This is a genomic window from Streptomyces sp. NPDC007808 (genome assembly GCF_042868655.1).
Classification (GTDB): Bacteria; Actinomycetota; Actinomycetes; order Streptomycetales; family Streptomycetaceae; genus Streptomyces.
In genome coordinates, this window is sequence record NZ_JBIAEQ010000008.1 from 378,956 (window position 1) to 398,041 (window position 19,086).

General features: G+C 70.7%; 14 protein-coding genes. 10 read left to right on the forward strand and 4 right to left on the reverse strand.

The genetic code is table 11. The features are described 5' to 3' along the window. Positions 1-82: 82 nt before the first annotated feature. Both ACFYNL_RS30060 and ACFYNL_RS30065 read right to left on the reverse strand, forming a co-directional pair. Positions 83-1,402, reverse strand: a complete 1,320-nt coding sequence (locus ACFYNL_RS30060) for a radical SAM protein (RefSeq protein ID WP_388808605.1) — start codon at positions 1,400-1,402, stop codon at positions 83-85. Between the two features lie 154 nt (positions 1,403-1,556). After that, on the reverse strand, positions 1,557-2,564 hold the full coding sequence (locus ACFYNL_RS30065) for a hydroxyacid dehydrogenase (protein ID WP_388808608.1): 1,008 nt from the start codon (positions 2,562-2,564) through the stop codon (positions 1,557-1,559). Between the two features lie 110 nt (positions 2,565-2,674). Here ACFYNL_RS30065 and ACFYNL_RS30070 point away from each other — a divergent pair, with 110 nt between their 5' ends. The 10 genes from ACFYNL_RS30070 to ACFYNL_RS30115 all read left to right on the forward strand — a co-directional run bounded on the left by ACFYNL_RS30070 (position 2,675) and on the right by ACFYNL_RS30115 (position 15,860). Further along, positions 2,675-3,928: an FAD-binding protein gene (locus ACFYNL_RS30070; protein WP_388808610.1), complete on the forward strand. Its 1,254-nt coding sequence runs from the start codon at positions 2,675-2,677 to the stop codon at positions 3,926-3,928. Between the two features lie 127 nt (positions 3,929-4,055). After that, positions 4,056-5,303 (forward strand): ROK family protein, encoded by a 1,248-nt coding sequence (locus ACFYNL_RS30075; protein WP_388808613.1) that lies wholly within the window; start codon positions 4,056-4,058, stop codon positions 5,301-5,303. 235 nt (positions 5,304-5,538) lie between these two features. Beyond that, complete coding sequence (locus tag ACFYNL_RS30080) at positions 5,539-6,801, forward strand: ABC transporter substrate-binding protein (protein ID WP_388808616.1); 1,263 nt, start codon at positions 5,539-5,541, stop codon at positions 6,799-6,801. A 20-nt stretch (positions 6,802-6,821) separates the two neighbouring features. After that, positions 6,822-7,790 carry a carbohydrate ABC transporter permease gene (locus ACFYNL_RS30085; RefSeq protein ID WP_388808618.1) on the forward strand — a complete coding sequence of 323 codons (969 nt, stop codon included), beginning with the start codon at positions 6,822-6,824 and terminating at the stop codon, positions 7,788-7,790. Continuing rightward, positions 7,787-8,671: a carbohydrate ABC transporter permease gene (locus ACFYNL_RS30090; RefSeq protein ID WP_388808621.1), complete on the forward strand. Its 885-nt coding sequence runs from the start codon at positions 7,787-7,789 to the stop codon at positions 8,669-8,671. The genes ACFYNL_RS30085 and ACFYNL_RS30090 overlap by 4 nt, the downstream gene beginning before the upstream one ends. Positions 8,672-8,683: 12 nt before the next feature. Beyond that, complete coding sequence (locus ACFYNL_RS30095; RefSeq protein ID WP_388808624.1) at positions 8,684-11,554, forward strand: glycoside hydrolase family 2 TIM barrel-domain containing protein; 2,871 nt, start codon at positions 8,684-8,686, stop codon at positions 11,552-11,554. Positions 11,555-11,697: 143 nt separating this feature from the next. Then, entirely contained in the window at positions 11,698-12,693 is a 996-nt protein-coding gene (locus tag ACFYNL_RS30100; protein WP_388809097.1) for an ATP-binding cassette domain-containing protein, read from the forward strand. 1 nt (position 12,694) lies between these two features. Beyond that, positions 12,695-13,498, forward strand: a complete 804-nt coding sequence (locus ACFYNL_RS30105; RefSeq protein ID WP_388808626.1) for an ABC-2 family transporter protein — start codon at positions 12,695-12,697, stop codon at positions 13,496-13,498. Between the two features lies 1 nt (position 13,499). Next, a complete protein-coding gene (locus ACFYNL_RS30110) occupies positions 13,500-14,306 on the forward strand; it encodes an ABC transporter permease (RefSeq protein ID WP_388808628.1) in 807 nt (268 codons plus the stop codon). Between the two features lie 234 nt (positions 14,307-14,540). Next, on the forward strand, positions 14,541-15,860 hold the full coding sequence (locus ACFYNL_RS30115) for a jacalin-like lectin (RefSeq protein WP_388808630.1): 1,320 nt from the start codon (positions 14,541-14,543) through the stop codon (positions 15,858-15,860). Positions 15,861-15,980: 120 nt separating this feature from the next. On the opposite strand, the gene ACFYNL_RS30120 is transcribed toward ACFYNL_RS30115, so the two are convergent. Together ACFYNL_RS30120 and ACFYNL_RS30125 are read right to left on the reverse strand one after the other, a co-directional pair. After that, entirely contained in the window at positions 15,981-18,302 is a 2,322-nt protein-coding gene (locus ACFYNL_RS30120) for an ABC transporter permease (RefSeq protein WP_388808633.1), read from the reverse strand. Next, the gene (locus ACFYNL_RS30125; RefSeq protein WP_388808635.1) at positions 18,299-19,024 is read right to left on the reverse strand and encodes an ABC transporter ATP-binding protein; all 726 of its coding nucleotides are present in this window, start codon (positions 19,022-19,024) and stop codon (positions 18,299-18,301) included. Before ACFYNL_RS30125 ends, ACFYNL_RS30120 begins: the two co-directional genes overlap by 4 nt. Positions 19,025-19,086: the final 62 nt, after the last annotated feature.

The window sequence follows — 19,086 nt, forward strand, 5'->3', positions numbered from 1 at the left end:
GTCCGCAACTCCGGCCTCTTGTACGGACGCAGGCCCCGCCTGTCTCAACGGTATCGCCGTGTTTTTCCGCCGTGCGTCCCGCCTACACCGCGGCGGTGTCCTCCGCGGCAAGGCTGTCCATGAAGGAACTGACCGAGAAGACGGCGCGGCCGGGCCCGGGCGGGCCGTAGCCGGGGGGTGAGGAGAGGCCGAAGTCCTCCATGGTGGCGCGGTACGCCTCCAGCAGGCGGATGTGGTACTCCAGCGGCGCGCCCTGCGGGTTGGCCTTGCCGAGCGGGGTCGTGGGTTCCGGGCACCAGGTGGTGAAGCGGGGTGTGATGCCGTGGGACATGAAGAAGCGCAGGCCCTCGGTCGTGGAGGCGATCGCCTCGTCGACCGTCTTGAAGCCGAAGGGCTCGGCCATCTCCACGCCCGCCACGAAGTTGGGGATGACGTTGCGCGCGCCGAAGACCTCGGCGGAGTCCAGGATGCGCTTGTGCCACTCGTCGCGGCCGACGTACCGCTCCTTGCCAGGGCAGTACATCTTGAACAGGTACTCGTCCCAGACCTCGTAGTTGGGGTGGTAGATCTGCACCCCGTAGTCCTTGAACCGCTGGACGTCGTCGCGCGGCAGGGCCTGGGCGACGACCTTGCCGATCCAGCGGCCGGGGAAGCGCTCCTCGATGGCCTTGGCGTAGTGGCCGTAGAAGTCGGCCTCGTCGCGGCCGGAGACCGTCTTGGTGATGGCGCCGCCCGTGAGCGTGTAGGCGGTGGACGCCTTGGCGGTGTCGTAACGATCGATGATCTCCAGGGCTTCGAGGACCTCCTCGACGTCCTTCACCCCGGTGTACGGCCGCCCGGCGGCCTTGTGCTGGCGCCAGTTGTGGTTGATGTCGCAGTACTGGCACTCCTCCTTGGCGCCGAAGTACTGGCAGACCCGGAAGACGGTCAGATAGATGAGGTAGCCCCACTGGATGGTCGGGGCGACCTCCATCACCGACTTCCCGCTCGCGAGGGTGTGTCGGTAGTACTCGGGCATCGGCGGCACACCGACGTCGGCGATCCGCTTGCCGTCGAGATACAGCCCGAGCACACCGTCCTCGTTCGCGGCGACCCGGTACGGCGAGGACGGGTTCACACGGACGGACACGACGGTGCGCCGCAGGTCGTACGGGCCGCCGGTGAGGATGATCTCCTCCGGCGGGCGGCGCAGCGCGGCCTCGCCCAGCTCGGGAAGCGTGCCGTGGTCGAAGGAGAAGATGAAGTACGACTTCGGCTTGACCTCGCCGCCCTCGTTGTCGCTGAGGGCGGACGGGTCGAAGGCCACGCCGCCCCGGAGCAGGTCCTCCTTGAAGACGGCTTCCCGCGGCACGTGCGGGAAGCGCTCCATCAGATCCTCGACCAGCGCGGTTCGGCTGCCCATCCGTAATCTCCTCCCGGCTCAGGCGTACGACTCCTCACGGTATGCCCCCGCCCGGGCGTGAGCCGCGCCGGGGCCCCCTGAGAGCCGCCCGGCGCCGAGGGAGACCCTCCGAAAGCCTCCGCCGGGACGACTCACCACACCGTGCCGCTCCCCCTCACGCCTCCCGCTCCAGCGCGCCGGGGTCCACGGGGTGGGCCAGTTCCTCACCCGCCGCCAGGCGCTCCGCCTCCCGCGCCACGGCGAGACCCAGGCGGGCCGCCTCGTTGCCCTGGGAGCCCGCGAGGTGGGGGGTGATGAAGGCGTTCGGCAGGTCGAACAAGGGTGAGTCGGCGGGCAGCGGCTCGGGATCGGTGACGTCGAGGATCGCGGAGAGGCGGCCGGTGCGCAGTTCGGCGATCAGGGCCTCGTGGTCGACCAGGGCGCCGCGCGCCGTGTTGATCAGGACGGCTCCGTCGCGCATCAGGGCCAGTTCGCGGCGTCCGACGAGGTGGCGGGTCTCGGGGGTTTCGGGGGCGTGCACGGTGACGACGTCCGAGGTGCGCAGGAGGTCGTCCAGCGGCAGCAGCGGTACGCCCAGTGCGGCGGCGCCCGCCTCGTCGACGTACGGGTCGGTGAGGCTCACGGCCAGGTCGAAGGGGCGCAGCAGTTCGATCACCTTGCGGCCGATGCGGGAGGCGCCGATGACGCCGACCCGGCGGCCGTGGTTGCCGATGCCGGGGACGAGGCCCCAGCCGGGGAAGGCGCGCTCGGTGCGCAGTCGGTCGCGGGCCGCGAGCAGGTCCTTCCCGGTGAGCAGGATCATGGCGAGCGTGTACTCGGCGACCGGGACGGCGTTGGCGGCGGCGGCCGAGCTCACCGCGATGCCGCGCCGCCACAGTTCGGGGGTGGCGAAGCCCTTGACCGAGCCGGCCGAGTGCAGCACCGCGCGCAGTTTCGGCGCCGCGTCCAGCACGGCCGCGTCGAGGCGGGGGCAGCCCCAGCCGGTGACGAGGATCTCGGTGCGGGCGAGCACGTCCCGCAGGCGTGGGTCGGTGAGGTCCTCGGCCACCAGGGCGGGGTCGATGTCCAGCGAGGCGCGCAGCCGCGCGAGCACGTCCGGCGGGAAGAGTTGGGGCACGTTCTCGGCGGACATGGCGAAGAGAGCGTGCGGCCGCGGGGTCAAGGAGGTGGCCTCCGGTTCGGCGGGACGGGGGCGAGAAAGCGTTCTCTACGGTAGGCAGGCGCGGGTGAGAGGGTCAACGCACACGCAGGCACCTCGAAGGGCGGGCAGGGATGACCGAGACGATCACCAACTGGGCCGGGAACATCACCTACTGCGCCAAGGAGCTGCACCGGCCTTCCTCGGCCGGCGCCGTCAGCGCCCTGGTGGCCGCCGGCGCGAGGGTGCGGGTACTGGGCAGCGGGCACTCCTTCAACGAGATCGCGGAGCCCGGCCCCGAGGGTGTCCTGCTGTCGATCGCCGGGCTGCCGCCGGTGATCGACGTGGACCGGGAGGCGCGGACGGTACGGGTCTCGGGTGGCGTTCGGTACGCCGAACTCGCCCGCGCCGTGCACGCGCACGGCCTCGCGCTGCCCAACATGGCCTCCCTGCCGCACATCTCGGTGGCCGGCTCGGTCGCGACCGGTACGCACGGCTCCGGGGTCGGCAACGGCCCGCTCGCCACGTCCGTACGGGAGGTCGAGCTGATCACGGCGGACGGGTCGGCGGTCACCGTCGGGCGGGACGACCGCCGGTTCGGCGGCGCCGTCACCTCGCTGGGCGCCCTCGGCGTCGTCATGGCGCTCACCCTCGACCTGGAGCCGACCTTCGACGTCGAGCAGCACGTCTTCACCGAACTCCCCCTCGACGGACTGGACCCGGCCGTGTTCGAGACGGTGATGGCGTCGGCGTACAGCGTGAGCCTGTTCACCGACTGGCGGGCACCGGGGTTCCGGCAGGCCTGGCTGAAGCGGCGCACCGACCAGCCGCTGCCCGGCTTCCCGTGGGCGGCGCCCGCCACCGAGAAGATGCACCCGGTACCGGGGATGCCCGCCGTCAACTGCACGGAGCAGTTCGGGGTGGCGGGCCCGTGGCATCAGCGGCTGCCGCACTTCCGGGCGGAGTTCACACCCAGCAGCGGGGTGGAGTTGCAGTCGGAGTACCTGCTGCCGCGCGGGTACGCCGTGGACGCGCTGCGTGCGCTCGACGCGATACGGCACACCGTCGCGCCTGTTCTGCAGACCTGCGAGGTGCGGACGGTCGCCGCCGACGACCAGTGGCTCAGCCCGGCCCACGGGCGGGACTCGGTGGCGCTGCACTTCACCTGGATCGAGGACACCGCTGCCGTGATGCCGGTGGTGCGGCGGCTGGAGGAGGCTCTGGACGCGTTCGAGCCGCGGCCGCACTGGGGGAAGGTCTTCGCCGTGCCGGCAGGGGTGCTGCGCGGGCGGTATCCGCGGCTGGACGATTTCAGGGCGCTCGCGCGGGAGCTGGACCCGGGGCGGAAATTCGCCAACGCCTTCGTGCGGGAGATACTGGGGGACTGAGGCCCTGCCGGACTTTATAAAGCCCCTTTCCTAACCCCTTGTCGAAAGTCCCCGCAGGCCATAGCCTTGCGGCGCGCCGGGGCCGATGACGCTGCGGTGCCCGAGCGAGAGGACGGGGGCAGGTCCGGTGAAGCGCACATCACGCGACATCCGCACGGCGAACCGCTACGAGGTGCTGCGCCAGATCATCGCCGCGTCACCCACCTCCCGGCAGGAGCTGGCGGCCGCCACCGGTCTCAGTCTCGCCACCGTCGCCACTCTCGTGGGCGAGCTGCTCGACCTGCGGATGATCACGGAGGTCGGGTTCGAGGACTCGGCCGGTGGCCGCCCCCGAGGGCTCGTGGCGGTCAACGCCCCCGGCGGGGCGTTGATCGGCGTCGACATCGCGGAGACGTACGTCCATGTCGAGCTGTTCGACCTGGCGTTGAACGTGCTGGCCCGCGCCGAGGAGGACGTCCGGCCCGGCGAGAGCCTGCCCGAGCAGGTCGTCGGCCATGTCGCCGCGGCGGTCGGCTCGGTCGTGGCGCAGGCCGGCGTGGAGGGCGCCCGGGTGCTCGGCGTCGGGGTGAGCGTGCCGGGACAGGTGGACCGGGCCACGGGCATCTCGGAGTACGCGCCCAACTGGGACTGGCACGACGTGCCGCTGCTCGACCTGCTCACCGAGCACATCGCCTATCCGCTGTACCTGGACAACCCGTTGCGCGCCTCCGCGGTGGCCGAGCTGTGGTTCGGGGCGGCGCGCGGGCGCGGGGACGCCGTGGTGGTCAACCTCGGGACGGGCGTGGGTGCCGGGCTGGTCCTGGGCGGTGGGCTGCACCGGGGCGTGAGCAACAGCGCCGGCGAGTGGGGCCACACGACGATCGTCCTGGACGGCCGGCTGTGCCGCTGCGGCCGGCACGGCTGCGTGGAGGCGTACGTCGGGGCGTCCGGGATCATGCTGACGCTGCGGGAGCTGAGCGCCGACAGCGCGCTGCTGCACCCGGAGGACCAGACGGCCACGATCGCCGCGCTGGCCCGGGGTCTGCGTGAACGCGACCCGGTGGCGCTCCGGGCGGTGCGCGACACGGTCCGCTATCTGGGCGCGGGCATCGCTGACCTGGTGAACCTGTTCAACCCCGAGGTCGTCGTGCTCAGCAGCTGGGTCGCGTCCGCCCTCGGTGAGCCCCTGGTGGCGGAAGTGCGCGAGGCCGTGGCCCGGCATGCGCTGCCGCGGCCGATGGCCGCCACCGAGATCGTCCTGTCCCCCATCCCCAGCGACCCGGTGTGCCTGGGCGCGGCGACGTTCGCGCTGGAGGGGGCGCTGCAGTCGGTGGGGCAGCGGGCTTCGGCCAAGCGCGCCGCCCCGGCGAGGAGCCGTACCGCGCCGCATCCGTGACGGCGGAAGGGACAGGGAAGGGGGCTCGCTGACCGCTGGTGCGGCGGACCGCGAGCCCGTTGCGTCCGGTATTCCGAACGTTCCGCAACGCTTCGCACAGACTTCGTCCAACCCCTTGCCGAAGCCTTAGCCGAAGGTTAACGTCCCGCACCGCAACCCCGTTTGAGCCAACTGGCGCTGAGCCGCTCCAGCCACGGACACAGGGCGCAGCCGCACTCGAGACAAGGACGTCAGCATGTCGGCATCGAGCAACACCAACTGGGACCGCCGAAACGTTCTGCGGGCCGCGATGGGCCTGGCCGCGGCGGGCGGACTCGCCGCCTGCGGCAGCAACACCGGACGCAGCGGCGGAGGTTCGGGCGACGGCCTGGTCCAGTACTTCCACGCGTACGGCGAGGCCGGCGTCGAGCAGGCCGTGAAGAGGTACGCCAAGGCGTACGACAAGACCGACGTGACCACGCAGTGGATCACCGGCTCCAACTTCGAGCAGAAGCTGTTCGCCGCGCTGCTCACCAAGAACGCGCCGGACGTCTTCGAGTTCCACCCGCAGATCCAGCTCATCAAGAGCGGCCAGGTGGCGGACCTGACCGACATCATCGAGCCGGTCAAGGACGACTTCAACGCGGCCGACATCACGTCGCACACGGTCGACGGGAAGATATACGGCGTCCGGATGATCGACGACCCGCAGTTCTTCTTCTACCGGCCCTCGCTGTTCGAGAAGGCCAAGGTCGAGGTCCCGACCACGCTCGAAGAACTGATAGAGGCCGCCGACAAGCTCACCACCAACAAGGTCAAGGGCGCCTACCTCGGCAACAACCTCACCCCGGTCCAGCACAACCTGATCTGGTCGGCCGGCGCCGACACCCTCACCGCGGACAACAAGCCGGCGTTCAACACCGACGGCGTCGCCGACGGCCTGAAGCAGCTGCGGTCCCTGTTCACCAGCGGCAACCTGCTGCTCGACGCCCCCGCCGACTGGTGGGACCCGTCGGCCTTCACCCAGGGCCTGGCCGCGATCCAGTGGTGCGGCATGTGGGCCATGCCCGCCATGCAGCAGGCGCTCGGCGACGACATCGGCATCTTCCCGTTCCCGAAGGTCGGTACGGCCGGCAAGGATTCTGTGTACAACGGCGGCTGGTCGATGTTCGTCAACGCCAAGGGCAAGAACGTCGAGGCGGCCAAGGAGTACGTCAAGTGGCTGTGGATCGACAAGAAGGAGTACCAGGAGGACTTCGCCACCTCCTACGGCTTCCACATCCCGCCGCGCACCTCCCTCGCCGAGTCCGCGAGCAAGCTGAAGGCCGGCCTGCCGGCCGAGGGTGTGAAGCTGTTCAACGAGTTCGGCCACTTCGACAACATCGGCTGGACCCAGTCCATGATCGCCTCGTTCAACGACGTGATGGCCAACGCCGTCCGCAAGAACGGCGACCCGAAGGCCCAGCTCGACGCCTGTGAGAAGAAGGTCGACGCGGAGCTCAAGAAGCTCTTCGGATAGGCCGCCGGACGGATCTCGACATGTCGACCACCACCACACCCGGGGTCGCCAAGGACCCCGCCCCGGCCGAGGTCTCCCAGGACCGGCCGCGGCGGGGCCTCAGGGCGAGCAGCACCTTCAACTTCTGGCTCTTCACCGGGCCGTTCCTGATCGGCCTGGTGATCTTCGTCTTCGTGCCGATCGGCTGGAGCGTCTGGCTCAGCTTCTTCGAGGCACGTTTCACCGTCACGCCGAGCGAGTTCGTCGGCCTCGACAACTACCGGTCGATCCTGACGGACGAGGACTTCCTGAACTCCCTCGTCACGTTCACCGTGTTCGCCGCGTTCATCGTGCCCGCCACCTGGGCCCTCTCGCTGGGCCTGGCACTGCTGGTCAACCGGCTGCGGTTCATGCGGGCGTTCTTCCGGTCGGTGTTCTTCCTGCCCACCGCCGTCAGCTACGTCGCCGCCTCGCTGATCTGGAAGATGTCCCTCTTCAACGGCGTCCGCTTCGGCCTGGCCAACACCGTTCTCGACTGGTTCGGCATCGAGAACATCGCGTGGCTGGCGAACCCCGATCCGCCCTGGTACTGGCTGGTCATCGTGACCGTCCGGCTGTGGCTCCAGTCGGGTTTCTACATGATCCTGTTCCTCGCGGCGCTGCAGAACATCCCGCGGGAGCTGTACGAGGCGGCCGCCATCGACGGCGCCAAGCCGGGTTGGCAGACTTTCCGGTACATCACGCTGCCGCAGCTGCGGGCGACCTCGACCGCGGTGATCCTGCTCCTGCTCATCGCCGCCTACCAGGCCTTCGACGAGTTCTTCAACCTGCTGCAGAAGGCGACCTGGGGCCAGCCGCCACTGGTCGAGCTGTACAAGATGGCGCTGGGCGAGAACCAGAACTACGGCGTGGGCAGCGCGGGCGCGGTCGTCCTGACCGTCCTCATCTGCGTCGTCACCCTGTTCCAGGGCAAGATCATGGGTTTCGGAAGGGGTGAGGAGTCCAAGTGACCACCACAGCACCCGACCTCGGGAAGACCACGGAGCCGGCCAAGGCCAGGCGCGGCGGCGGCGTCATGGGCAGCACCGGTCTGTACATCGCGACCGGCGTCGCCGCCCTCCTGTTCCTGATCCCCTTCTACCTGATCGTCCGCAACGCCTTCATGACGGACCCGGAGATCACGGGCGAGGAGTGGAAGTGGTTCCCCACCTCCATCCAGTGGGGCAACATCACCGAGCCGTTCGACGACGTCACCGTCGACTTCGCGCAGTCGCTGTGGAACTCCGTGGTCGTCGCCGTCCTGCACACCGCGGGAATCCTGCTGATCTGCTCGATGGCCGGGTACGGCCTCGCCCGCATCCCGTACAAGCACGCCGACAAGGTGTTCTACGCCGTCCTGGTGACCCTGATGGTTCCGACCGCGGTCACCTTCGTGCCGAGCTTCGTCCTCGTCTCGTCCCTCGGCTGGGTGGACAGTTACCGGGGTCTCATCATCCCCGGCCTGTTCAGTGGTTTCACCTGCTTCCTGTTCCGGCAGTACTTCCTGGGGTTCCCCAAGGAACTGGAGGAGGCGGCACGCGTGGACGGGCTCGGCTACTGGGGCGCGTACTGGCGTGTCGTGGTGCCGAACTCGCTGAACTTCTTCGCGGCGATCGCCACGATCACCTTCATCAACGGCTGGAACGCCTTCCTGTGGCCGCTGGTCATCGGCCAGGACCCGAGCGCCTGGACCGTTCAGGTCGCGCTCTCGTCGTACATGACGAACCAGACCGTCAACTACCACCTGATCTTCATGGCCACGGCCATTTCCATCCTGCCCCTGGTGTTCGTGTTCCTCTTCCTCCAGCGCTGGCTGGTCCAGGGGATCGCGCAGACCGGCATCAAGGGCTGACCTAGGAGAGAGATGTCTTTCCGCACGACCCCATCCGTCGCATACGTCGAGGACGTCTCCCCGGGCAGCGGGACCCTGCCGCCCCGCGCCTGGTACGCGCGCTCGGACGCGAAGTCCCTGTCCCTGAACGGCCGATGGCGCCTGCGTCTGTCGGCCACCGCCGACGCCGAGGACGACTCCTTCGCCGAGGAGGGCCACGAGCCCGGGGACTGGGCCGAGGTCACGGTCCCCGGCCACTGGGTCCTGCAGGGCGACGGAGCGTTCGGCTCGCCGATCTACACCAACCACCTCTACCCGTTTCCGGTCGACCCGCCGCACGTCCCGACGGAGAACCCGACCGGCGACCACCTGCGGGCCTTCGACCTCCCGGCGGACTGGCCGGCAGACGGCGACACCGTCCTGCGCTTCGACGGCGTCGAGTCCTGCGCCCGCGTCTGGCTGAACGGCACGGAGCTGGGCGAGTTCAAGGGCTCCCGGCTGCCGCACGAGTTCGCCGTGGGGCAGGTGCTGAAGCCGAAGGGCAACGTGCTCGCCGTCCGCGTCCACCAGTGGTCGGCGGGCTCGTACCTGGAGGACCAGGACCAGTGGTGGCTGCCCGGCATCTTCCGTGACGTCACCCTGCTGCACCGCCCCGAGGACAGCGCCCGCGACTTCTTCGTGCACGCCTCCTACGACCACGCCACGGGCGAGGGCACCCTGCGCGTCGACTCCGACGTCGAGGGGCGGGTGTCCGTGCCCGCCCTGGACATCGATGTGGCCACCGGCGAGCCGGTGACGGTCCCCGTCGAGCCGTGGTCGGCGGAGACGCCGAAGCTGTACGACGGGGAGCTGATCACGCCCGGCGAGCGCGTGCCGCTGCGAATCGGCTTCCGCACGGTCGTCCTGGAGGACGGCCTGATCAAGGTCAACGGCAGGGCGGTCCTGTTCAAGGGCGTCAACCGGCACGAGTGGCACCCCGAGCGGGGCCGCGCCCTCGACCTGGAGACCATGCGCGAGGACGTGCTGCTGATGAAGCGGCACAACCTCAACGCCGTGCGCACCTCCCACTATCCGCCGCATCCCGCCTTCCTCGACCTGTGCGACGAGCTGGGCCTGTGGGTCATCGACGAGTGCGACCTGGAGACACACGGGTTCACCGAGCAGGCGTGGCGCGACAACCCCGTCGACGACGACCGCTGGACCCCGGCCCTGCTGGACCGGGCCGCCCGGATGGTCGAGCGCGACAAGAACCATCCGTCGATCGTGATCTGGTCCCTCGGCAACGAGGCCGGCACCGGGCGCGGCCTGACCGCGATGGCCGAGTGGATCCACGGCCGGGACCCCGACCGGCTCGTGCACTACGAGGGCGACTGGGACTGCCGGGACACCGACATGTACTCGCGGATGTACGCCTTCCACGACGAGGTCGAGAAGATCGGCCGCAAGCTCGACGGCGGCACCCACAGGCGCCGCGAACTCCCCTTCATCCTGTGCGAGTACGGGCACGCGATGGGCAACGGGCCCGGCGGGCTCGCCGACTACCAGGAGCTGTTCGAGAAGTACGACCGGCTCCAGGGCGGCTTCATCTGGGAGTGGATCGACCACGGCGTCAAGCATCCCGAGCTGGGCTACGCCTACGGCGGCGACTTCGGCGAGGAGTTGCACGACGGCAACTTCGTCTGCGACGGGCTGGTCTTCCCGGACCGCAGGCCCTCCCCCGGGCTCGTCGAGTACAAGAAGGTCATCGAGCCGGTCCGCATCGAGGGCGACGGCGCGGGCGGGACCGTACGCGTGACCAACCGTTACGACTTCGCCGATCTGTCGGCGCTCGCCTTCGAGTGGTCGTACCAGGTCGACGGTGAGACGGTCGAGGCCGGCAGCCTGTCGGTGCCGGCCCTCGCGCCCGGCGAATCGGCGGAGGTCAAGCTGCCGGAGCCGCCCGGCCACGAGAGCGGCGGCGAGACCCAGTGGACCGTACGGGCGCTGCTCGGCGCCGACACGGCGTGGGCGCCGAAGGGCCACGTGGTCGCCTGGGGCCAGTTCCCGGTGTCCGCACGGCGGTCGCCGTCGGTCGCCGCGAGCGACCGTCCGACGACCGGGGATCGCCTGATCACCCTCGGCCCGGCCGCCTTCGACGCCCGCACCGGGGCGCTGAGGAGCATCGGCGACGTGGAGGTGGCCGCTGCACGCCTGGACGTCTGGCGGGCGCCCACCGACAACGACGACGGTGCCGAGTGGCAGACCGACACCCGCTACGGGATGCTGTGGCGCAAGTACGGCCTGCACCGCATGCGGCACCGCCTGGACGCCGTGGAGCTGACCGACGACGCGCTGACGGTACGGACCCGGGTGGCGCCCGCCGCCTGGGAGGTGGGCCTCGCCACCGTGTACCGCTGGACCTCCGACGGCAGCCGGCTGCGGCTCACCGTGTCCGTGACGCCGGAGGGCGACTGGAGGGTGCCGCTGCCCCGGCTCGGCATCCGCTTCGGGTTGCCGCAGGCGGACGCGGTGCGGTGGTTCGGTGGCGGCCCCGGTGAGGCCTACCCGGACACCAGGACGGCCTCGATGCTCGGTCGCTGGCACTCCACCGTGGACGAGCTGCAGACGCCGTACGTGCGTCCGCAGGAGAACGGCGCCCGGGCCGACGTCCGCTGGGTGGAGCTGGGCGGGCTGCGCATCGAGGGCGATCCGGAGTTCTGGTTCAGCGCCCGGCGCTGGACCAGCGAACAGCTGGACGCCGCGCGGCATCTCACCGATCTGGCGCCCGGCGACACCGTGTGGGTCAACCTCGACCACGGGCAGCACGGCATCGGTTCGCAGTCCTGCGGCCCGGGCCCGCTGCCCCGGTACTTCCTGGCGGCCGAGCCCACGGAGTTCTCGTTCGTGTTCTCGACCACCGGGTGAGAAGGCCGGTCATGAGAAAACCGGTTAATCGATTGACCGATTGATCGACATTCCGACAGGGTCGGGATGTCATCCGCGGCCGGTCGGCCCTCGCAGCCGACCGGCCGTAACTGTGTTCACCACAACGGAAGTCGGTGGGTCGGTTGAATGTCGCCATCGAGGTCCGCGGGTTGTCCCGCACCTTCCACACCACTGTCCGTCGCCCCGGTCTCCTGGGCGCCGTCCGCTCCCTGGTCAACCCCGAGCGGGTGGCCAAGCACGCCGTCACCGAGATCACCTTCGACGTGGCCCAGGGCGAACTCCTCGCCCTGCTCGGCCCCAACGGCGCCGGCAAGTCCACCACCATCAAGATGCTCACCGGCATCCTCACCCCCACCTCCGGCGAGGCCCGGGTCGCGGGTGTGGTGCCGTACCGGGAGCGTGAACGAAACGCCCGCAACGTCGGCGCGGTGTTCGGGCAGCGCACCCAGCTGTGGTGGGACCTGCCGGTGCGCGAGTCGTTCGCGATCCTGCGGGACATCTACGAGGTGCCGCGAGCCGAACACGCCGCCCGGCTCGCGGAGTTCGACGACATCCTTGACCTGTCGGCGTTCTGGGACACCCGGGTCCGTCACCTCTCCCTCGGCCAGCGGGTGCGCAGCGATCTGGCCGCGGCCCTGCTGCACGACCCGCCGGTGGTCTTCCTCGACGAGCCGACCATCGGCATGGACGTCGTCGTCAAGGAGCAGGTGCGGGAGTTCCTGCGCCACCAGGTGGAGCGGCGCGGCCGTACGGTCCTGCTGACCACGCACGACATGACGGAGGTCGAGCGGCTCGCCGAGCGGGTGGTGCTCGTCAACCACGGGCGGCTGATGCTGGACGGCACCCTCGACGAGATCCGCCGGAAATTCGGCTCGACCTGGCAGGTGCGGGCCACGCTCGCCGACCCGCACGCCGACGTCGTGCCGCCGCCGGGCACCGCGCTGCTGCGGCACACCGGCGCGCAGGTGGTCTTCGGCCCGGACGGGTCGGACGCCCCCACGGTGCACCAGGCGTTGAAGGCGGTGATCGAGCGGTTCGAGGTGACCGACATCGCGCTGGACGAGGCGGACCTCGAAGACGTGATGCGGGCCGCCTACGTGCATGCCGGGGAGGCCTGAGATGGCGGTGCCGCACGCATGGCGCGCCGCCCGCGTAACCCCGCTCGGCGAGTTGAACGCCCCGCCCCGGATGACCGCCGTCGCGCTCCGGCTGACCGTGCAGGTGGTGCTGGTCTGGTCGCTGTGGCGGGGTCTTTACGCCCAGACCGGCACGACCGCGGGCCTGAGCCGCGACCAGGCGGTCACGTACGCGGTGCTGGCCGTACTCGCCTCCCGGCTCAGGGAGCTGGACCAGCACGCGGGCCGGGACACCGTCCTGCAGCACATGCACTTCGGCACCATTGTCTACTGGTACCTGCGCCCGCTGCCCCCGCAGCGCTACTACGCCCTGCGGGCCGCCGGGGAGCAGGTCTACGGGCTGGCCTGGGCGCTGACCGGGTACGTGATCTGCCTGGCCGCGGGCATCGTCGAGCCGCCCCGTTCGGCGGCGGTGGCCGGGCTCTTCGTGGTCAGCATGCTGCTGGGCCAGTGGGTGCTGTACTACGTGATGCTCGTGCTCGACCAGTTGTGCTTCTGGACGATCCGCAACAACGCGGCCATGCTCATCCTGCTGTTCGCGCAGAACCTGCTGTCCGGGGTGTACGCGCCGCTGTGGTTCTTCCCGGACTGGTTCGTGACGATGAGCGCCTTCCTGCCCTTCCAGGCCACGCTGAGCGTGCCGCTGTCGCTGTACGTGGGACGGATCCCGTTGTCCGACGCGGCGTTCCAGCTCTGCGTCCAGGCGGCGTGGGTGGTGGCGCTGGCCCTGTTCACCCGGCTGCTGTGGCGGCGGGCCGCCCGGCGCGTGATCTCGCAGGGAGGCTGAGATGTCGCTGAAGGCACTGCGGATCGTCTGGCGGGTGACCGCGCTCAACTTCCGCGCGCAGATGGAGTACCGCACCGAGTTCCTGCTGATGATCGCGATCGGGGCGGTCTGGCAGGTGTCGGTGATCGTGTTCGCCACGGTGCTGCTGTCCCGGTTCACCGGGATGGGCGGCTGGGACAGTTCGGACGTGCTGCTGATCCCGGCCGTCCGGATGCTGGCGCACGGGCTGTTCGTGCTGTTCCTGGGGCGGATGCACTGGGCGGGCCGGCAGATCCAGGAAGGCCGGGTCGACATCTACCTGATGCGCCCCATGCCGGTGCACCGCCAGATCCAGCTCGCCTACTTCCCCACCAACGCCATCGGTGACCTGACGGTCGCGGCGGGCCTGATGGTGGGCGCCCTGTCCCGCAGCGACCTGGACTGGACGGCGGGCCGCGTCGCCTACCTGATCGCGGCCGTGCTGGGCGGCATGCTTCTGGAGGCGGCACTGTTCACGCTCGTGGCCAGTGCGGCCCTGCGCTTCCCGGCCGCCGACTACTGGGGCCGCTGGCTGGAGGAGCTCCTCGGCACGTTCGGCAGCTACCCGCTCAACGTCCTGCCGCGTGCGGTGGGCGGCTTCCTGACGTATGCCCTCCCCCTCGCGTTCGTCGCCTATCTCCCGACGGCCGTCCTGACGGGCCACGACCACGACATCGGGGTGCCGTACTGGCTGGCGGCCGCCTCTCCGCTGCTCGGCGTCGCCGGGTACGTGGGGGCGCGGCTGGTGTGGCGGTGGTCGCTGCGGCACTACACGGGAGTGAACGGCTGACCCGGTCACGGCAGCCTGAAGGGCGCCGGCCACGACCAGGTGCGCGAAGTCCTGGGGCGCGGACGGGAAGCCGCTGCGTCACCGGGACGCCGTCTGCGGGTGACGGCACTCGTCCCCCACTGTTTTCCCGACTTCCCTTGCGTCGCACCGGGGTTGAGCTCGAACCTGAGCACTGTTCACTTCTTCCGCCCCTGCTCGACTCACCCCCTGTTCCCCCACCGAAGACAGGACCCCATGAGAAGACTGACCGGCGCCCTCACCGCCGCCGTACTGGCACTCACCGGCCTCACCACCGCGGGCGCGCCGCCCGCCTCCGCCGCGGACTCGGGCTCCTTCGACGTCCTGACGTACAACATCGCGGGCCTCCCCCTCGGCCTCGGCGACAGCGATCCCGAGACGAACACGCCGCTGATCGGCCGGAGGCTGGCCCCGTACGACATCGTCAACGTCCAGGAGGACTTCAACTACCACGCCTCGCTGTACGCCAACGACACCCACCCGCACCGCACGGCCACCAGCGGCGGGGCCGCGTTCGGCGACGGCCTGAACACCCTCTCGGACCACTCCTTCGAGGACTTCGAGCGGGTGAAGTGGAAGAACTGCACCGGAACGAACTGCCTGACCCCGAAGGGGTTCACACTCGCGCGGGTACGGCTCGCCGAGGGCGTGTTCCTGGACCTGTACAACGTGCACACCAACGCGGACAGCGACGACGCCGCGCTCGCCGCCCGCCGCGCCAACATCGAGCAGCTGTCGGACTTCATCCGGGCGAACTCGTCGGGCAACGCGGTGATCGTGATGGGCGACACCAACACCCGCTACACGCGCACCGGCGACAACATCCGCACGCTGACCGGCGAGAACGGGCTGCGCGACGCCTGGGTCCAGCTGGTCAGGGGCGGTACGCCCCCGGCGGCCGGCAGCGACGCGCTGGTGTGCGACGCCACGGCTCCGACCGACGGCTGCGAGGTCGTCGACAAGGTCCTGTACCGCGGCAGCGACCTGCTGAGCCTCGACGCGACCCGCTACCGCAACGACTGGGCGAAGTTCCGCCGCGACGACGGCAAGCACCTCTCCGACCACTTCCCGCACGCGGTCGACTTCTCCTACACCCTGAACCCGTCCCTGCGGGCGAGCGACTTCTTCGGTGGCCCGCACGGCACGGCCTTCAACGACGCCGACGACATGCCCGCCTCGGTCTCTCCCCGCACCCTGACGCTGCGCGGCGGCTCCCGTCTCGACGCGGTGTCCCTCACGCATGACGGCGGCACGACCCTCACCCACGGCGGCACCGGAGGCACGGCGACGTCACTCACCCTGGCCCCCGGCGAGCACCTGACCTCCGTGAAGCTGAGCCAGGGTCAGAAGGACGGCCGTACCCGGATCTTCTCGGCGTCCTTCACGACGGACAAGGGCCGTACCCTCGCCGCCGGTACGCCCACCTCGGCGACCAGGACCTTCACGGCACCGGCCGGCCGGCAGATCGTGGGGTTCACGGGTCGCTCGGGGAGCGAGGTGGACAAGCTCGGCGTGCTGTACGCGCCGATCGGCTGAAGCCCCGCCCGCTCGGCACCGACACGGCTGCGGCACCCGCCCGCTCGGCACCGACACGGCTGCGGCACCCGCGTGCCGCAGCCGCGCGGCGAGGGGGCTGTGTACCCGGGCACCGCCCCGCTACTCGCTCCGCAGCACCTGCGCGATCGGCAGCCGCCCGGCCCGCCGCGCCGGAACGAACGCGCCCAGCACCGCGATCACCAGGCCCGCGAGGGCGAGTACGGTCAGGGTCGGCAGGTTCCAGACGTCCGTCATGTGGGCGGGCAGGGTGATGTCGACGGCGTCCGCCATCCGCGGGACGACCAGGTGGTGGCCCGCCACGCCCAGCGGGATGCCGAGCAGCGAGCCGATCGCGCCCAGGACGGCCATCGACGTCACCGTCATCACCGTGACCTGCCGCGGCGTCATCCCGATCGACTTCAGCATGCCCAGGTCGCGTCGGCGGTCATGGGTGTTGAGGACGACCGTGTTGAAGACGCCGAGGGCGGCCACCACGGCCAGCAGCAGGGTGAGCGCGGAGGCCGAGCCGACGATGGTCCGGGTGACGGGGTCGGGGCCCCGCACGTCGGGGGAGACACCGCCGTCCGCGGCGCGGGCCGCGCGGGCGTAGGCGTCCGGATCGGTGCCGTCACGCAGGCCCACGTGGTAGGCGATGGGCTTCTCGTCGGGCGCCAGCGCCGTCAGCGTGGACCAGTCGGCGACCACGACCCTGGCGTTGCTCTGCATGAACTCCCCGACCACACGGACCCGTTCGGTACGCCCGCCGTGCTCCAGGCCGACCCGGTCACCGACCCGTACGCCGTTCTGGCGCAGGAAGGCCGAACCGGCCACGACCTCACCGCTGTCGCGTGTCCAACGGCCCCGGGTGAGCACGCTGTCCAGCTGCGGCCGGTCACCGCGGCGCCCCTCCAGCATCACCGGGTGCGCGGAGCCGGCCAGGCGTACGTCGATGTTCCCTCGGGCGGTGACCGCGCTCGCGCCCGGCAACCGGCGCAGGAGCGAGGCGAGTTCGCGGTCGTCGTGCTCCGGCTGGATCTCCTTGCCGTCCTGGTGGCGGGAGGCGTACACCGTCACCTGGTAGGCGTCCGTTCCGGCCTCCCCGAACCGGGTCATCGTGGTGGCCAGTCCGGAGGCGAACGTCACGGTCGTCACACCGAGGACGACGGCGGCGAGCGTCAGGACGCTGCGTCCGGGCCGGGCGAACGGCAGTCCCATGCCGAGGCTCACCGAGCGCGGCAGCCGGCTGCCCGCCAGCCGGCGCTGGACGCGCAGGGCGCGGCCGGCACGCGGGGCGCTGCCCGTGCTGATCGCGCGTGCCGCCGACATCCGGTGGGCCCGCAGCGCGGGCACCAGCGCGGCGAGCACGCAGACGCCGGGCATCCCGAGCAGGGTGAGGGCGTCGATCCAGGGCGCGACGGTGACGGTGTCGTGGAAGACCCCCGCGTCGGGGCCGGTGAACACGGCACCGAACAAGGGCCGTGCGAGCAGGTTGCCCATGACGGTGCCGAGCGCGCAGCCGAGCACCGCGGGCACGCAGACCATCGTGAGGTGGACGGCGACGACCTGCCACGGAGTGAACCCCAGGGCCTTCAGCACGCCGATGTGCCGGAACCCGGAGATCACAGCACCGCTGACGACATGGGCGATGATGAGGACCGCCACCGCGATCCCGAGGATGCCGAAGGCCATCAGGTAGGGCGTGTACGCCCGGGCCGCGGCGCTCACCTGGTGCTTGAGGGCGAGATACGACCGTGAGGCCGTGAGCGCGCCCGACGGGAGCCCTTCGGTCACGGCGGCCGTCTGTGCGCGCAGCCGGCCGTCCGAGGAGGCGTCGGGGAACCGCAGCAGCAGCTGGGCGGCCGTGGGGTGCAGGGCGTCGATCTGTGCGGGCGCGACCCAGGCGTCCGCGGTCCGGCTCAGGTCGAAGGCGAAGCCGACGATGGTGAGGGCGGGGCCGCCCGACGCCGGCCTGAGCTGCTTGCCCAGGTCGTCGGGCGCCCAGTCGGGCTGCCGGTGCAGGACGACCTCGCCGGGACGGGTCGCCCAGCGGCCCGCCCACAGGTCCAGCCGGCCCACGGGGCCGCCGGGACCCGCGCGGCCGACGACCGTGATCTCACTGCCGATGCCGAGGCCGAAGTTCGGTGTGTCGTCGGGGAGTCGGACGGTGGCCTGTGCGAAGGGCCCGGCGCCCGCCTCGACGCCGGGCCGCCGTACCGTCTCGGCCAGCCGGGCGTCCGAGACCTTCGCGGGATCGAACAGGGCCACGACGTGGGGGCCCCGCTGATCGGCGAACGTCTTGTCGAAGGGGGCGGAGGCCGCGTCGATCAGGCCCAGGGCGACCACCATGGCCGTCGTGGAGGTCAGGGTGACCAGTGCGATCACGAGGGTCTGGAGCCTGCGTCGCCGTACCGCCGCGCGGGCGGCGCGCCACACGGCCCTCATGCGGACGGCTCCAGGGTGTACTCGCCGGTCACCCGGCCGTCGGCGAACTCGAACAGGCGGCTGGCGCAGCGCCGGGCGAGATGCTCGTCATGGGTCACCAGGACCAGCGTCTGCCCTATCTGGTTGAGGTCGAGCAGCAGGTCCATCACCTGCTCTCCGGCGCGGCTGTCGAGGGCACCGGTCGGCTCGTCGGCCAGCAGCAGGGCGGGGCGGTTCATCAACGCGCGTGCCACGGCGACGCGTTGGCGTTCACCACCGCTGAGCACCGCCGGGTAGGCGTTGCGCCGGTCGGCGATGCCGAGTTCCTCGAACAGCTCCAGCGCGCGGCGCCGGGCCGGCCGGGCGGGCGTGCCGGTCAGCTGGGCGGCCAGGGCGACGTTGTCGAGCGCCGAGAGGTCGTCGATGAGGTTGAAGAACTGGAAGATCATGCCGATCCGGCGCCGCCGGTACAGGGCGAGTTGCTTCTCGCTCAACTCCCCCACGTTCTCCCCGTGGACGACGACCGTGCCGCCCGTCGGCCGGTCCAGCCCGGCGATCATGTTGAGGAGCGTGGACTTCCCGCACCCGGAGGGCCCCATCACCGCGACCGCCTCCCCGGCGCGGATCCGCAGCGACACCCCGGCCAGCGCCGTCGTCTCGCCGTACTCCTTGCGCACGCCGTCGAGCCGTACGACGACTTCTTCCCCGTCGTGCACGTGTGACCTGTTGTCCTCAGTGACCATGGGCAGGACGCTACGAGGCGGGCCGGGGGCGGGGCATCCCCCGGCGGATGGCAACCGGCGCC

Coding starts and splice junctions, on each gene's coding strand:
- ACFYNL_RS30060 (WP_388808605.1), bottom strand. CDS start 1,402: ATGGGCAGCCGAACCGCGCTGGTCGAGGATCTGATGGAGCGCTTCCCG.
- ACFYNL_RS30070 (WP_388808610.1), top strand. CDS start 2,675: ATGACCGAGACGATCACCAACTGGGCCGGGAACATCACCTACTGCGCC.
- ACFYNL_RS30080 (WP_388808616.1), top strand. CDS start 5,539: ATGTCGGCATCGAGCAACACCAACTGGGACCGCCGAAACGTTCTGCGG.
- ACFYNL_RS30085 (WP_388808618.1), top strand. CDS start 6,822: ATGTCGACCACCACCACACCCGGGGTCGCCAAGGACCCCGCCCCGGCC.
- ACFYNL_RS30095 (WP_388808624.1), top strand. CDS start 8,684: ATGTCTTTCCGCACGACCCCATCCGTCGCATACGTCGAGGACGTCTCC.
- ACFYNL_RS30105 (WP_388808626.1), top strand. CDS start 12,695: ATGGCGGTGCCGCACGCATGGCGCGCCGCCCGCGTAACCCCGCTCGGC.
- ACFYNL_RS30110 (WP_388808628.1), top strand. CDS start 13,500: ATGTCGCTGAAGGCACTGCGGATCGTCTGGCGGGTGACCGCGCTCAAC.
- ACFYNL_RS30115 (WP_388808630.1), top strand. CDS start 14,541: ATGAGAAGACTGACCGGCGCCCTCACCGCCGCCGTACTGGCACTCACC.
- ACFYNL_RS30120 (WP_388808633.1), bottom strand. CDS start 18,302: ATGAGGGCCGTGTGGCGCGCCGCCCGCGCGGCGGTACGGCGACGCAGG.
- ACFYNL_RS30125 (WP_388808635.1), bottom strand. CDS start 19,024: ATGGTCACTGAGGACAACAGGTCACACGTGCACGACGGGGAAGAAGTC.